Source organism: Pseudoalteromonas sp. TB25 (assembly GCF_000497995.1).
GTDB classification, from domain to species: domain Bacteria; phylum Pseudomonadota; class Gammaproteobacteria; order Enterobacterales; family Alteromonadaceae; genus Pseudoalteromonas; species Pseudoalteromonas distincta.
The window spans coordinates 1-14,235 of record NZ_AUTI01000278.1; the positions used below are offsets into that span (position 1 = coordinate 1).

A 14,235-nucleotide genomic window follows, 5' to 3' on the forward strand; every position below is an offset into this window, starting at 1 on the left:
TGCCGATACGCCAGCGGGTTTACTTGGTACCAAAACCGGTTGTGACAGCGAAGACCGCGATATTTTACACATCACCAACTTTGGTAGCGATTTAAATAAGTATGAGCCAATTGGTCCTTCTGATTTATTATTTGAAGGCCGTGAAATTTTTAAACGTGCTGTAAAAGGCATGAGCGAAGCGTGCGACGATGTACTTAAACAAGCCGATTTAAGCCTTGACGACATTAATGTACTCGTTCCACACCAAGCTAACTTACGTATTATTCAGGCTATTCAGCATCGCTTAAAAGTACCTGACGAAAAAGTAATGGTTAACATTGGTGAGTATGGTAATACCTCTGCTGCGACTATTGCTATTGCGTTATGTGAAGCGGTTGAGCAAGGGTTAATTAAACCGCATTCAAACATTATGTCTGCTGCATTTGGTGCAGGCCTTACGTGGGCTGCAAGTTACATAAAATGGGGCGAACGTGTAACGCCTATTAGTGTAAGCGATGCTGCTTTACCGCCGTGTGATCAAACAGGTTTAGAGCTTGTAGCACCGGCCGTTAAAGCATGTAAAGAAGCCGAGCCTAGCTAACACAACATGTAATAAGCCACATTTAAAACGCACTTATTTAAGTGCGTTTTTGCTTTTTAAGGAATTAAATTTGAAACTTTTAGGTATTCATCACGCTGCGATTATTTGCAGTGACTATACACGTTCTAAACACTTTTATAGCAATGTACTTAAACTTAACGTTATTAATGAGCACTTTAGAGCTGATCGTAATTCATATAAATTAGATTTAGCCATGCCCGATGGTAGCCAAATAGAGCTATTTTCGTTTAATGGATCGCCCGTAAGACCCAGCTATCCCGAAGCACAAGGCTTAAGACATTTAGCTTTTAAGGTAGCGGATGTACAGATTGCAAAAACGTATTTAGAGTCGTGCGATGTAAACGTTGAGGATATTAGAGTGGATGAAATAACCGGCAAAAAGTTTACCTTTTTTGCCGATCCAGATAACTTGCCACTTGAGCTTTATGAGGTTTAAAACTCATAAGCTCAAGTTCTTACTATTGAATCAAAAACTTATTTATTAAAACGATTTTGTAAGTAGTTAAATACAGCACGAATACCTAATGCTTCACCACCCGTTGGACGACCTGGTAATGCACGTAAGTTCCACGCCATTACATCAAAATGTACCCACGGTGTTGTTGGTTCAACAAATTCTTTTAAGTAAAGCGCTGCGGTAATAGCACCACCAAACGGTGTACTTGCACAGTTTGCCATATCGGCTACATCACTTTTTAGTAAGCTTTTGTATTGCTCAAACAGCGGAAGTTGCCAAACAGGATCATGGACACTTAAACCTGCATCAATAATGCCATTTGCTACACCGCGCTCTGTTGAGAAAAAGCCCGGAAGCTCCGTGCCTAACGCAACACGACATGCACCCGTGAGGGTAGCAAAATCAATAATTAGCTCAGGATTATCGTTTTGTGCTTCGCTTAATGCATCACACAATACTAAGCGGCCTTCAGCGTCGGTATTATCAATTTCGACCATAATGCCTTTGCGTGTTTTAACAACATCGCCCGGGCGAAATGCATTTCGCGATACCGCATTTTCAACCGCAGGTACAAGCACTCGTAATCTAATTGGTAAGTTAGCTGCCATAATAAGCTGCGCTAGTGCAATTACGTGCGCCGCGCCGCCCATGTCTTTTTTCATGTTACGCATGCCAGAGCTCGGTTTTAAATCAAGTCCGCCTGAGTCAAAACATACGCCCTTACCGACTAGTGTAATTAATGGAGCATCTGTCGCGCCCCATTTTAAATCAAGTAAACGCGGTTTATTTTCGCTTGCACGACCCACCATGTGAATAGTCGGGTAGTTTTGCTCTAGTAACTCATCGCCAACCCACTGTGAAAATTCGCCATTGTAAGTTGCAGCTAAATCTTCCATAACTTGCGATAAGTGTTGCGGCATCATATCTACCGCTGGGGTATTAACTAAATCACGTGCAAGTGTAATGGCATCAGCTTGTTGGCTAATGCGTTCATATAACGCTTTATCGCTAATGGCTAATTGCGCCTTTGCCGTTGGCTTTTCTTTGTATTCACTAAATTCGTAACCACCAAGTACAAACCCTAAAGCAACCTGCTCTACAAAAGCGCTGTCGCCTTGAATTTGATAAGTACCTGTAGGAAGTGTATTTGCTAAATTACCCGCAGCCCAAAAATCATCGCTGCTTTGCATTAAACAAAATACCTGGCTTAACTCGCCCGTTTTAGCATCAGGAATTAAAGCAACACCTTGCTTTTCAAAACCTGTATTAGTTAACCAATTTTGTATAAATGCAGGCTGCTGTGCTTGCCAGTCAGATAATTCGTTTTTAAGAATAAAAGATAAAGGAATACCAGAAGATGTATGACGTAGTAATGCACTCATTAAAAAGCTCATATAATATAAAAATGGTACTTAAGAGCATATCAATAAGCGCACCTAAAAGGTATCGCTAATTTGAAGGGATTTTAGCTACTTTTTTAAGCTATTTTTAGATTCTTGCTTTTGATTTTCTTGATCTATTTTAGCATCTAGTTCTCTAATAGATTTGTTCATATTAAACGAACTTGGCAGTACATCAACTCCCACCAAACTCCCTAATTTAACAACTAAAGGAATTGTAAGCGGAGCAAAAGGTAATACAGCAAATACACCGAGCCCTAACCCTTTTAAAATATCAACAAATTGCTCATTTGCGCGTTTTAACTCTTCTTTACTTGTGTGGCCTTGAGTGTAACGCCTATAAATAGAGAGCATTTCTTTAGTTTCTTGTTTTTCTTGGGCGAGTGCGATTTTAAGCGCCACCATAGCACGGCGAAAACGCAGCTGTTGGCGTTTTTTACTAATTTTAACTACCCGCCAAGGTGCACGGTGAATAACTTTATATAATCGCATAACTTTTATTTTCACACAGCAGCACAGGTTCACAAAGAATAATTTACTTACAACACCCTTTAACTTACCCTTTGCACCAAATTAGTATTAAATACATACAACAATGCAGAATATAACAAATCAATTACCGCAAAAACCTGAAAAACCAAAATCTGATGAATGTTGCGGTGGTGGCAGTTGCTGTCCCTGCGTATGGGATGAATACAAAGAAAAATTAGCAGCTTGGCGGTACGCACAAAACATTGAAAACCCCACAAAAAAAGAAACAAATAAATAACATTTAAATGCAGTTAGCGCATTAATATTCCCCTCAATAGCCTTATTTGCACTTATTTAGTTCATTTTAGTTTTACTTTGCACCACTGTTGCATTTTTTCTTAAATTGAATCTTTTTGTTATCAAACGGTTAATTAGTAATTGCCCTTCCTGTTTTTTATCTATAGTCTGTAGATAGGACTTCACAAAAAGTAAGCTTAATTGATTAGGCTTTTGAGCTAAAACCTCAAACTTATGTGAAACAAAAAATTAAGTTAAAAACAAATGATGTGAAATTTACATCAAAAATAAGAATTATTCTAACTGGGGAAAATTAGAATGAAATTAAAAAGTAATGCGCTAAACCAAGCAATCAAATTTGCTTTAGCTACAACCACTGCAGGGTTATTTATTTCTGGATCTGCTATTGCGGCAGACGAGCAGGAACAAACTAAAGTAAATAAAAACGTTGAGAAAATTGCCGTAGTAGGTACGCGTTCAGCTCCTCGTTCAATAGGTGACTCACCGGTTCCAATCGACATTATTGGCGGCGAAGAGCTTGAAAAGTCAGGTAACACTGACATGCTTGAGCTTTTAAAAGGTGCAGTACCATCGTTTAACGTACACCAAAACCCTATCAGTGATGCGGCTTCTCTTGTTCGCCCAGCTAACTTACGTGGTTTACCGTCAGACAGCACATTGGTTCTTTTAAACGGCAAACGTCGTCACCGTGCTTCTGTAATCGCATTTTTAGGCGGTGGTATCAACGATGGCGCGCAAGGCGCAGATATTTCAGTTATTCCAAGCATTGCGATTAAACAAGTAGAAGTACTTCGCGATGGCGCGGCTGCGCAGTATGGTTCTGATGCAATCGCCGGTGTAATGAATTTCCAACTAAAAGACGCTTCAGAAGGTGGTAAATTAGAAATCCGCCATGGTCAATTTTATGAAGGTGATGGCGATACAACACAAGTGTCGGGTAACGTAGGTTTACCGTTTACCGACAATGGTTTTGCTAATTTAAGTTTTCAATATAAAACAGCTGATGCAACAAGCCGTTCAGTTCAACGTGCCGATGCCGCAGCACTTTCAGCTGCAGGTGTGCCTGATGTATCTTCTCTTGCACAAGTATGGGGTGCTCCAGAAGTAGATGACGATATTACTATTTTTGGTAATGTGGGTTTAGAGCTAACAAACGACTCTGAATTTTACATGTTTGGTAACTACTCTGAACGTGATGTACGTGGCGGTTTTTATTACCGTAACCCGCAAACTCGTTCTGGTGTTTACTCAAATGATGGTGGCGAAACATTACTTGTTGCCGACACAACACCTGATATGAGCGCTAACTGTCCAACTATCACAATAACAGACGGCAATGTACTAGATGATCCGGCTTACATAAATGGTGTAGCAAACAACCCAGATTGTTTTGCCTTTAATGAGATGCTTCCAGGTGGTTTTACACCTAACTTTGGCGGCAACATTACTGATACTTCTTTAACTATTGGTACTAAAGGTCGATTCACTGGTGGCTTCTTAAAAGATACTTACTATGACTTAAGCGGTACTGTTGGCTTAAATGAATCACGTTACTTTATTTACGACACGGTTAATGCCTCTTTAGGTGCAGATACACCACGAGACTTCAGCCCGGGTAAATACGAACAGCTAGAGAAAAACTTTAACTTTGATTTATCAAAAGGTATCGACTTTGGTTTAGCTTATGATGTAAACATTGCCGGTGGTTTTGAGTGGCATGAAGAAACATTTACTATCGTCTCTGGTGATGAAGCATCTTACACAGCAGGCCCTTTAACAGAACAAGGCTTTGGTATTGGCTCTAACGGCTTTCCTGGTTTTAAACCATCACAAGCGGGTGAATTTTCTCGCCGTAACTATGCAGCATATGTTGATGTTGAAGCACCGTTTACTGAAGACTTTTTAATGGGCGTAGCACTTCGATTTGAAGACTACGACAGCTTTGGCACTACCACTAACTACAAAGTAATGGCTCAATACCATTTAACTGAAGATTTAAATATTCGTGGTTCTGTAAGCAGTGGTTTCCGTGCACCAACGGTTGGTCAAGCTAACGTAAGTAATGTACAAACAAGTTTAGATGGCGGTGTATTACAAGATTCAGCGCTTCTTCCACCAACAAACCCAATTGCAGTGCAATTAGGTGGTACAGAGCTTGAGCCGGAAGAATCGCAAAGTTATACGCTTGGTGCTGTATACACTATCGGCGAGTTATTTTTAACGCTTGATTACTACAACATTCAAGTAGATGACCGTATTAGCCAATCAGATAAAATCAACTTAAGCCAAGCAGACAAAGATACCCTTGCAGCAGCTGGAGTACCTAATGTACAAGGCCTTGCTCAAGTAAGCTTTTTCACAAACGACTTTGACACAACAACACAAGGTATCGATTTAGTTGCAAACTATACAGCTGAATTAATGGGCGGTAGCTCTACATTTAGCCTTGCATATAACTGGAATGATACTGAAGTAACTAAATTTAGTGAAATTACAGGTGCGTTTAAAGTTAAGCGTTTAGAAGAAGATTTACCTAATCATCGTGCAACGTTCACATTGTCTCAACAATGGGAATCAGTTTCTGCATTTGCTCGTGCAAACTACTACGGCGAATACCAAGGTGTTCACGTTGATTATGATGCAACAGCTAAAACAGCAGATGCTGCAGTCACTATTGATGCTGAAGTAACTTACTTCTTAAATGAATCAGTTAGCTTCTCTGTAGGTGCTCAAAACTTATTCGACCAAGATGCTGAAAAACTTGATTTTGCAGATGCAACGGGCATCCCTAATAACAACTGGGGTGGTCAGTTCTACGAAACATCTCCGTTTGGTATTAACGGTGGCTTTTACTACGCTAAAGCAACATATACTTTTTAAACTATTTTCATGAAGAACCAAAGGCGAAATGTTAAAGACATTTCGCCTTTTTAATTTTATAGTTAATAAAAATAATAATGAACAATACCAATTGCATTGAATAAGTGTTCTATTATAGCGCTCAGAAAATAGCGTAATAACAAGGCGAAAACTATGATATATAGTTGCTCTATATGAATAATTTTTAACGCAGTGAGTACGCTATTTAATGCGATAGAATGATTATTTTTTTAATAAAATTGGTATAACTATGCTACTTGAAAAAGCCAACCAACTACTGCAACAAAATAAACTCAAAGAAGCTGAGTTTCATTTTAAAACGCTATTAAATAGTAACCCTGAAAATGGTGAGGCTTTATTTGGCTTAGGCAGAATTGCCTTACGACTAGAACGTTACGACGCTGCTGTATACCTACTCCAAAAAGCCTGTGAGCGCTTGCCTCATATGCTTGAACCATTACATGCTCTTGCTGATGCATTTAACGGTGTTCATTCGCCAAACGATGCGTTAACCGTACTTGAATACGCAAAAAAATTAGCAAGTCATAATCCAGAACCTCATTATTACTTAGCACAGCACTATTTAACACATGGCGAGTTAGATAAAGCTCATACAACTTTTGCTCATGCACTCAGCATTGGTGTATATCCTGTAACAGCCTATATTTTATTTGAACTTGTACAATTAGGTCGCTTTGATAATGAGCATAATTATGTAAGTAATTTGCACCACTTATTAACTCAAACGAGTAATTTACGTTTAAAAATGGTGTGTTACTACGCATTAGCAAATAGTTACGATGCACTTGAGGATACCGAGCAAGCATTTAATTATTTTATATTGGCGAATAAATTACAAAAAAAATTAAGTGAATTTAACACTAAAGATTTAACCCCTTTTTACGATGAAATAATAAAATACAACACCGAGGAGTTTATAGCCTCTGCCGATAAAAAGTTTACGGGTAATATCACGCCTGTATTTATTATTGGCATGCCTCGTAGTGGTTCTACCCTTGTGGAGCAAATGTTGGCAAGCCATAGTCAGTTTTCAAGCCTAGGAGAAAGTACGAGTATTAGTAATAACGCAGTTGCTTTTATCGAACAAAAAACGGGAGTGACTTACCCGCAATGTTTAGCACATTTAACGCCGGATTTAATCAAAAAAGCCCGCGAGCTGTATATCACAACATTAAAAACAGCATCGCCCATCAGACCTTTTATAATAAATAAACTGCCGAGTAATTATCAGTCGCTCGGACTTATATATATTCTATTTCCAAATGCTAAATTTATAAATTTAAGTCGTGATTTTAATGCCACCGCATTTTCTATCTTCACTAATTACTTTGCTGAAAACGAGCCTTACTTTTGCTCACTACCTGAGTTTAAGCTTTATCATAAGTTGTATGAAAAACTGATGAGCCATTGGCACTCTTTTAAAGAGATGCCAATTTATGATGTCAGTTACGAAGATTTAGTGAGTAACCCAAAAGAGCAGCTAACGCAGTTACTTGGCTTTTTAAACTGTAGTTTTGAAGAGCGCTGCTTAGCGTTTTATAAACAAAAAACACCGGTAACGACCTTGAGTAAACATGCTATTCGCCAACCTATTAATAATGCCGCAATCGCTAAGTGGGAGCGTTACAAAACACCTCTTCTAAAGTTACTTGATGAGAATTAATTAATCGGATGTGCTTTAAACCAATTAAGTAAATCTTTAAATTGATCATCACGCGCACTTGGGTGGGTAAGCATATTAATATGATCGTAATCAAAATTATGGCCGTGTTTACGACCGTAAATTTGCATTTGTTGAATGCCTTGCCCCGATTCGTCCATAAATTTTTGAATATCGATTGGTTGCGCTAATGCTTTATCTTTTACCGCAGCAATATGAAGCGTTGGCGGTAAATGCAGGTTGTTTAGCGTTTTTGCATAATCAAAATTATCATCAGAATCTATCCATGGCTTCTTTTTAGCCCATTGCATACTTTGATAATGCGACTTTTGAGTTTCGTTATCGCTGCCCCACTTATAACCTTTAGCATTTAAATAGCCATGTTTTTTAGCAAGTAAAGGTGCCATAAAATACCAAATTAAATTGGCTTGTAATAATTTTTTAGGGTGGCTATTAAATAAAGAACGCTTAGAGCCAAAATACACACATGCTTTAACATCGTTAATATATTCTGGAAAACGTGCAAACGCGCTGTTCATCAATACCCCGCCCCAAGAGTGAGCAACCCAGTAGTCTGGCTTTTTGCCTTCAATCAACTCTATTTGCTTAATAAAGGCAGGGATGTCTTCTAGGATAGACTCAGTTTGTCCATATTCGGACTCGCTCGAAATGATTGGCTTGCTATCACCTCGGCCACGTAAATCAGCCACATAACATCTATACCCATGCTCAGCTAAAAAAGGGGCAAGTCCTTTATTGGAGTGCGTGTAAAAAATCTTACCGTTTTCTATTGCTCCATGCATAAAAAATACGATGGGCCCTTGCTGATCTTCATCGCTAATACGGCGTAAATGAAGAGTTTGCTGAGAGTCTAAATCAACTATTATTGATTGCTGAGAAATTGCCACAGTTATTCCTTTTTATTATTTGCAACTCATCCTACCAGTAATATTAAATATACCAAAGGAAATGTCTGCACTTTACTCATCAGCATTTGTTACAATCACCACATCATATCTGTTGTTAAAATGAAGCCATGAAAAAAAATAAAGCACGTTCAAAATTACACCCTCGTAACCTACATAAAAATGGGTACGACTTCGATTTATTAACAACAGAGCACCCTGCTCTACTGCCCTTTGTTATAACCACACCTGCAGGGACTAAAAGTATTGATTTTAGTGATAACAAAGCCGTTAAAACGCTTAACCAAGCTCTTTTAAAAGCACATTATAATATTGATTTTTGGGATATTCCCGAGCACAACTTATGCCCGCCTATACCTGGGCGTGTTGACTACATTCACTACTTGGCCGACCTATTAAGTGATGATAACCAACAACAAATACCTTTAGGTAAGCAAATTAAAGTACTTGATATTGGTACTGGTGCTAATTTAGTTTATCCGCTTACTGGTACAAGTGAATATAAGTGGCATTTTACCGGGACTGATATTGATACAGCCTCAGTAAAAATAGCAAAGCAAATTGCTCAGTTTAATGGTTTAAAAATCAGTCTAAAACATCAACAAAACGCATCACATATTTTTAAAGGCGTTATAAATCAAAAAGATCTATACCATTTAACGCTCTGTAACCCTCCGTTTCATGCAAGTGAAGAAGAGGCAAATAAAGGCAGTGAACGCAAGTGGAAAAACCTAGGAAAAACACCCAGTAGCACGCTTAATTTTGGTGGTCATAATAATGAATTGTGGTGTGAAGGCGGTGAAGTACAGTTTATCTCTAATATGATTAAAGAAAGCGAAGACTTTGCAGAGCAAGTACTGTGGTTTACATCGTTAGTCTCTAAAAAAGATAATATTGCAGCGCTTGAAGAAGTGTTAAAAGCTCACCCAATAGCCGAGTATAAAATAGTTGATATGGCACAGGGTCAAAAAATTAGCCGCTTTATTGCATGGACCTACTTTGATAAAGACACTCGTGAGCAAATTTGTAGCGAGCTTGATTAATACCAATTTTATTAAAAATAATAAAAGGGATAAGGCAATCATGATAGATTTTCGCTCTGATACAGTTACAAAACCAACAAAAGAAATGCGCGATATTATGTACAACGCACCGGTTGGTGACGATGTATATGGTGATGATGAAAGCGTTAACCAACTAGAAGCCTATGCCTGTAAGCGTTTTAACTTTGAAGCCGCTCTTTATTGTAGCTCAGGCACACAAGCCAACTTACTTGCGTTAATGGCGCACTGTGAGCGAGGTGACGAATACATATGTGGCCAAAATGCTCACAATTATAAGTTTGAGGGTGGCGGCGCAGCTGTTTTAGGGTCTGTGCAACCACAGCCTATTGAAAACGAAGCTGATGGCAGCATCCCTTTTAGTAAAATAGCGGCGGCTATAAAACCAGACGATTGCCATTTTGCAAAAACTCGATTGCTCAGCTTAGAAAATACCATTGGCGGAAAAGTACTCCCGCTTGAGTACTTAGCCCAAGCACGTGACTTTGTTAATACGCATAGTTTAGCGCTGCACTTAGACGGCGCACGTGCTTTTAATGCGGCTGTTGAGCTAAAAGTTGATATCACTGAAATTACAAAACACTTTGACTCAGTTTCTATATGTTTATCTAAAGGTTTAGGTGCGCCCGTAGGCTCTTTATTATTAGGCTCACCAGTACTTATAAATAAAGCAAGACGATGGAGAAAAGTACTTGGCGGTGGTATGCGCCAAGCCGGAATGCTTGCAGCCGCTGGACAATTTGCACTTGAGCACAATGTAGAGCGCTTAAGAGACGATCATGAAAATGCACGTTATTTGGCTCAACAATTAAGTGAAATCAATGACTTTACTGTCGATATGACTAACACCACTAATATGGTTTACGCAACATACACTAGCAGTATAAACATTGAAGACATTGCTGAAGCGCTTAAACAACAAGGTATACTATTTAGCCCAAGCAAGCAGCTTAGGCTAGTAACGCATTTAGATATAACCCGCGAAGATATTGATACATTTTTAAATGCTTTGTCGGCCCATATTTAACGCGGCTTTATAATGTTTGCGGCATACCGAAACATATCGGTCATTGCCGCCAATTTCTACTTGGTTACCNCGGCTATTGCTTCGCCATTTTCATCAGTACGCAGTACATGGTTTGCTTTACGTCCACAGTGGCAAACAGTTTTAAGCTCAACTAACTTATCAGCCCACGCAAGCAAATATTGCGACCCTATAAATAGCTCGCCTCTAAAGTCGTTACGCAGGCCATAACACAATACCGGTATACCGAGTTCATCAACCACATCGGTTAATTGCATTACTTGTTCTTTTGATAAAAATTGGCACTCGTCAACTAACACACAATGGCGCTTTTTATCATTATTGAGTGATTGAATAAGATCAAAAACATCTTTACTGGCATCAAATACATGCGCATCAGCTTGCAAACCAATACGAGACGATACTTTACCCACGCCTTGTCTATCATCAATGGCAGCAGTCAGGATCACAGGTTCCATGCCACGTTCTTTATAATTAAATGCAGATTGTAATAACGTGGTTGATTTACCTGCATTCATTGCAGAGTAGTAAAAGTATAATTGAGCCATTGCGGTGCCATTTTATAAAAAGTGCGCTTATGCTACCTTAATATTAAATTAATACCAATTTACAAACGCGAATTTTATTTTGTCAGGGCCTGTTTATTTAAGTGTTTGTAAGTATTTAATATACACAGGTGCACTTTCAAATTTTGATAACCACTGCCACATTTCCCAACTTAGGGTGTTATTTTCTTCGTAGAATTTTTTTGAAAAAACAAGATAACCATGGCTGGTTTCGTAAGGGGGATAAATAGGTTTAACATTATTACCCTCATACGGATAACTCGACACTTTTAAGCCATCTACTTGGCATAGATCAACGCTCGCCTGCACTACTCCCTTATCTAGCAACTCAAAAGCTTTGCTTTTAGAAAACGTATTATGAATAAAAAATGGTTCTTCTTTTAACGCGCTATTTAGCCCATAACCATTAGGAATAGCTATCGTAAATGCTTTATTTTGAAATACTTCACGAGTCTCCCATTCCTTATGAAATTTATAACGCCCTATAAGGCAGCTGCCAAATTCACTTACTGCGTAGTTATCTTGTAACTTACCTTGCTCATCAACAGGGTAAACAGCAACGTTTTCTCGCCCTTTGCGGTAGCTTGCAATAACAGCATTAACTCGATTAAATTCTAAATCGTTTAAGCATCTACGCCATGGCTTTCTAACAAATGATATTGCTACATTGGGCAATGCTAAATCAAGTTGTTGAAGTATTTCGATTGATGCACCAGGTTTATCTGTTGGTATATTTTGGCCATCACCTAAAAACATGGGTGCTATGTTTTTGTCTTCGTAACAAAACACGAGACTCTGCGGTTTGCTAAACGCAGTAGCGGTAAACATTAAACTGGCAATAAAAAAGTAAACTAAGCTATTAATACGCATAATAATTTTTATTAGTTGATTATTTAAATTATAGGTTGAGTTAAGCAGACTGACTATATTTTATCAATTAATTTACATTAATCCTTCGTGTTTCAGCAACCACAGTTTCCTTTCAAGCCCACCAGCATAGCCCGTTAACTTTGCATTTGCGCCAATAATGCGGTGGCACGGTACAATAATACTAATCGGATTTTTACCATTAGCAGCACCTACTGCCCTCACTGCTTTTGGGTTATTGAGTTGGTTAGCAATATAGCCGTATGTTTGCGATTGTCCAAAAGGCACCGTTAATAGTGCTTGCCATACACTTTGCTGAAATACCGTACCGGTTGTATCAAGTGGTACATCAAACGTAGTGCGTTTTTTTGCAAAGTACTCATTTAACTGCGCAGCGCAAATAAGCACCGCCTTGTTAGTAACTTGCTCAAATGGCGTATAAGAGTATTCAACTGGTGGATAAAAACCAACGTAACTCACGCCTTTCTCGGTCGCTTGAATAATTATGTCGTCTATAGGGCTCGAAATTGATGTTTGAATAATCATTATAATTGCTGCCAAAGTTGAAACGTTAAGTAAGAGCGAAAAGGAGCGCAATTAGCAGGCTCAAACGGGTTTGCCGCTGCTTGTGCTTTTTTAACACCTAAATCACCGTCAAGTAATATATCGGGTTGGCTTTGTCCTCGCAGCTTTGCATAATTTACTGTCCAAGGGCCAATTCCTTTTAAGCTAAGCCATTCGTCTAAATCGTCATTTTCAGGATTTAGTGCACAAAAATGGGCTAAATTATGCAGTGCATTTTTGCGTGCTTGTGGCATTTTAAAAAATGCAAAATCACTATTAGTAACAATTTTAGCCGTAGGAAAATAAACGGCATCGCCCTCTTTTTCGCCTAATTCATCAACTAACTTTGTTACTAAATTATGTGCCGCAGTAACACTCACTTGTTGCCCAAGTACAGCTCTTATACCGGCTTCAAAACTTGACCAAATCCCCGGAAGTCTGAGCCCTTCGCACACTGTAAACGCATTGTTTATATTGGCGCTTAAATGCGTTTCAATTAAATTAATATCGGCATCTAAATCAAGCACACGGCGTATATTATTTATAACAGGTTGTAAGTACGCCGTATTGTCTATATTGATAGATACACTAAAGTGGTTTTTATTAGCTATAAATTCAGCGGTAAAGCTTCCTTTATATTTATCACTTGCAAAAGTACGCCCGTAGCTCGTTTGTGTTACCCACTCCATTGGTTTTATCAAGCGCCTTTGTAAAAAGCCCTGCAAAGCAGGCCAATTATAAGGCGGCCTAAATGGCAGGGTTAAAATGAGTGTTGACGTTGGTTTTTTATCGCCACTGCGCAGATTCGAGGGAGCTATATTTAACTGCTGTAAAAATGCATCATTAAAACGCCTAATGCTTTTAAAGCCTGCGGCAAACGCTATTTCGGTAAGGGGTAAATGTGTTTCTTGAATCAGTTTTTTAGCAAAGTGACATTGGTTAAATAATCGATATTGCGTAATCGACACGCCAAAATACTGCTTAAACAACTGCCTTAAATAACGACTACTTATACCTAAACGAGCTGCTAATTTTTCGCAGTCGTGTTCATCATTTTGATCTATTAACTGTTTTGCTCTAAGTGCAGTCGTTTTTGTACCCTGCCATGCTGCGCTGCCAGGGGCACTATCGGGCCTGCAACGAATACAGGGCCTAAAACCATCTTGCGCCGCGTTATGGGCAAACTGATAATAAGCAACGTTTTTTTCGTGAGCCGTTGGTGCAGGGCAAATTGGTCTGCAATAAATACCGGTACTTTTTACCGCTACGTAAAAAAGCCCGTCAAAACGAGGATCGCGACTCTGACGTGCTTTTTGCCAATGTGAAGTGTCCATAAACGGCTCTATAAATTAATCTAATAGAGCCTAGCTTATAGAAAATAAACTGTATTACTAGCCA

Annotated in this window: 13 protein-coding genes and 1 pseudogene; 7 read left to right on the forward strand and 7 right to left on the reverse strand. The window is 38.9% G+C overall.

Annotation, left to right across the window (positions count from 1 at the left end):
* Both L652_RS0109430 and L652_RS0109435 read left to right on the forward strand, forming a co-directional pair.
* A partial coding sequence (locus L652_RS0109430; RefSeq protein ID WP_024595716.1) for a 3-oxoacyl-[acyl-carrier-protein] synthase III C-terminal domain-containing protein occupies positions 1 to 580 on the forward strand: 580 nt, incomplete at its 5' end.
* Between the two features lie 70 nt (positions 581 to 650).
* Positions 651 to 1,037, forward strand: coding sequence for a VOC family protein (locus L652_RS0109435; protein WP_024595717.1), 387 nt, complete (start codon positions 651 to 653; stop codon positions 1,035 to 1,037).
* Positions 1,038 to 1,075: 38 nt separating this feature from the next.
* Here the strand turns inward: L652_RS0109435 and L652_RS0109440 are convergent, their stop codons facing one another.
* Complete coding sequence (locus L652_RS0109440; RefSeq protein WP_024595718.1) at positions 1,076 to 2,440, reverse strand: leucyl aminopeptidase family protein; 1,365 nt, start codon at positions 2,438 to 2,440, stop codon at positions 1,076 to 1,078.
* An 87-nt stretch (positions 2,441 to 2,527) separates the two neighbouring features.
* Positions 2,528 to 2,950, reverse strand: a complete 423-nt coding sequence (locus tag L652_RS0109445; protein ID WP_024595719.1) for a hypothetical protein — start codon at positions 2,948 to 2,950, stop codon at positions 2,528 to 2,530.
* A 103-nt stretch (positions 2,951 to 3,053) separates the two neighbouring features.
* On the opposite strand from L652_RS0109445, the gene L652_RS1000000124525 reads away from it, so the two are divergent.
* The 3 genes from L652_RS1000000124525 to L652_RS0109460 all read left to right on the forward strand — a co-directional run bounded on the left by L652_RS1000000124525 (position 3,054) and on the right by L652_RS0109460 (position 7,811).
* The gene (locus L652_RS1000000124525; RefSeq protein ID WP_076914924.1) at positions 3,054 to 3,227 is read left to right on the forward strand and encodes an oxidoreductase-like domain-containing protein; all 174 of its coding nucleotides are present in this window, start codon (positions 3,054 to 3,056) and stop codon (positions 3,225 to 3,227) included.
* A gap of 317 nt (positions 3,228 to 3,544) precedes the next feature.
* The gene (locus tag L652_RS0109455; RefSeq protein ID WP_024595720.1) at positions 3,545 to 6,127 is read left to right on the forward strand and encodes a TonB-dependent receptor; all 2,583 of its coding nucleotides are present in this window, start codon (positions 3,545 to 3,547) and stop codon (positions 6,125 to 6,127) included.
* Between the two features lie 250 nt (positions 6,128 to 6,377).
* On the forward strand, positions 6,378 to 7,811 hold the full coding sequence (locus L652_RS0109460) for a sulfotransferase (RefSeq protein WP_024595721.1): 1,434 nt from the start codon (positions 6,378 to 6,380) through the stop codon (positions 7,809 to 7,811).
* Here L652_RS0109460 and L652_RS0109465 read toward each other — a convergent pair.
* Positions 7,808 to 8,716 carry an alpha/beta fold hydrolase gene (locus L652_RS0109465; RefSeq protein ID WP_024595722.1) on the reverse strand — a complete coding sequence of 303 codons (909 nt, stop codon included), beginning with the start codon at positions 8,714 to 8,716 and terminating at the stop codon, positions 7,808 to 7,810. The two genes, L652_RS0109460 and L652_RS0109465, sit on opposite strands and share 4 nt — an antisense overlap.
* Before the next feature lie 128 nt (positions 8,717 to 8,844).
* On the opposite strand from L652_RS0109465, the gene rlmF reads away from it, so the two are divergent.
* Together rlmF and ltaE are read left to right on the forward strand one after the other, a co-directional pair.
* Positions 8,845 to 9,777 (forward strand): 23S rRNA (adenine(1618)-N(6))-methyltransferase RlmF, encoded by a 933-nt coding sequence (gene rlmF, locus L652_RS0109470; protein ID WP_024595723.1) that lies wholly within the window; start codon positions 8,845 to 8,847, stop codon positions 9,775 to 9,777.
* 40 nt (positions 9,778 to 9,817) lie between these two features.
* Positions 9,818 to 10,822, forward strand: a complete 1,005-nt coding sequence (gene ltaE, locus L652_RS0109475) for a low-specificity L-threonine aldolase (RefSeq protein ID WP_024603423.1) — start codon at positions 9,818 to 9,820, stop codon at positions 10,820 to 10,822.
* Here ltaE and L652_RS01000000123610 read toward each other — a convergent pair.
* From L652_RS01000000123610 to L652_RS0109495, 4 genes and pseudogenes are all read right to left on the reverse strand, one after another.
* Positions 10,796 to 11,388: pseudogene (locus L652_RS01000000123610) on the reverse strand (thymidine kinase). The gene ltaE and the pseudogene L652_RS01000000123610 sit on opposite strands and share 27 nt — an antisense overlap.
* Positions 11,389 to 11,481: 93 nt before the next feature.
* A complete protein-coding gene (locus L652_RS0109485; protein WP_024595651.1) occupies positions 11,482 to 12,276 on the reverse strand; it encodes an amino acid ABC transporter substrate-binding protein in 795 nt (264 codons plus the stop codon).
* A 72-nt stretch (positions 12,277 to 12,348) separates the two neighbouring features.
* Positions 12,349 to 12,819 (reverse strand): methylated-DNA--[protein]-cysteine S-methyltransferase, encoded by a 471-nt coding sequence (locus L652_RS0109490; RefSeq protein ID WP_024595650.1) that lies wholly within the window; start codon positions 12,817 to 12,819, stop codon positions 12,349 to 12,351.
* On the reverse strand, positions 12,819 to 14,171 hold the full coding sequence (locus L652_RS0109495) for an AlkA N-terminal domain-containing protein (RefSeq protein ID WP_024595649.1): 1,353 nt from the start codon (positions 14,169 to 14,171) through the stop codon (positions 12,819 to 12,821). Before L652_RS0109495 ends, L652_RS0109490 begins: the two co-directional genes overlap by 1 nt.
* Positions 14,172 to 14,235 lie beyond the last annotated feature (64 nt).

Bases quoted from the DNA above. Each gene is read 5' to 3' on its own strand.
- L652_RS0109440 (WP_024595718.1), bottom strand. From the start codon at position 2,440: ATGAGTGCATTACTACGTCATACATCTTCTGGTATTCCTTTATCTTTT.
- L652_RS0109445 (WP_024595719.1), bottom strand. From the start codon at position 2,950: ATGCGATTATATAAAGTTATTCACCGTGCACCTTGGCGGGTAGTTAAA.
- L652_RS1000000124525 (WP_076914924.1), top strand. From the start codon at position 3,054: ATGCAGAATATAACAAATCAATTACCGCAAAAACCTGAAAAACCAAAA.
- L652_RS0109455 (WP_024595720.1), top strand. From the start codon at position 3,545: ATGAAATTAAAAAGTAATGCGCTAAACCAAGCAATCAAATTTGCTTTA.
- L652_RS0109460 (WP_024595721.1), top strand. From the start codon at position 6,378: ATGCTACTTGAAAAAGCCAACCAACTACTGCAACAAAATAAACTCAAA.
- rlmF (WP_024595723.1), top strand. From the start codon at position 8,845: ATGAAAAAAAATAAAGCACGTTCAAAATTACACCCTCGTAACCTACAT.
- ltaE (WP_024603423.1), top strand. From the start codon at position 9,818: ATGATAGATTTTCGCTCTGATACAGTTACAAAACCAACAAAAGAAATG.
- L652_RS0109485 (WP_024595651.1), bottom strand. From the start codon at position 12,276: ATGCGTATTAATAGCTTAGTTTACTTTTTTATTGCCAGTTTAATGTTT.
- L652_RS0109490 (WP_024595650.1), bottom strand. From the start codon at position 12,819: ATGATTATTCAAACATCAATTTCGAGCCCTATAGACGACATAATTATT.
- L652_RS0109495 (WP_024595649.1), bottom strand. From the start codon at position 14,171: ATGGACACTTCACATTGGCAAAAAGCACGTCAGAGTCGCGATCCTCGT.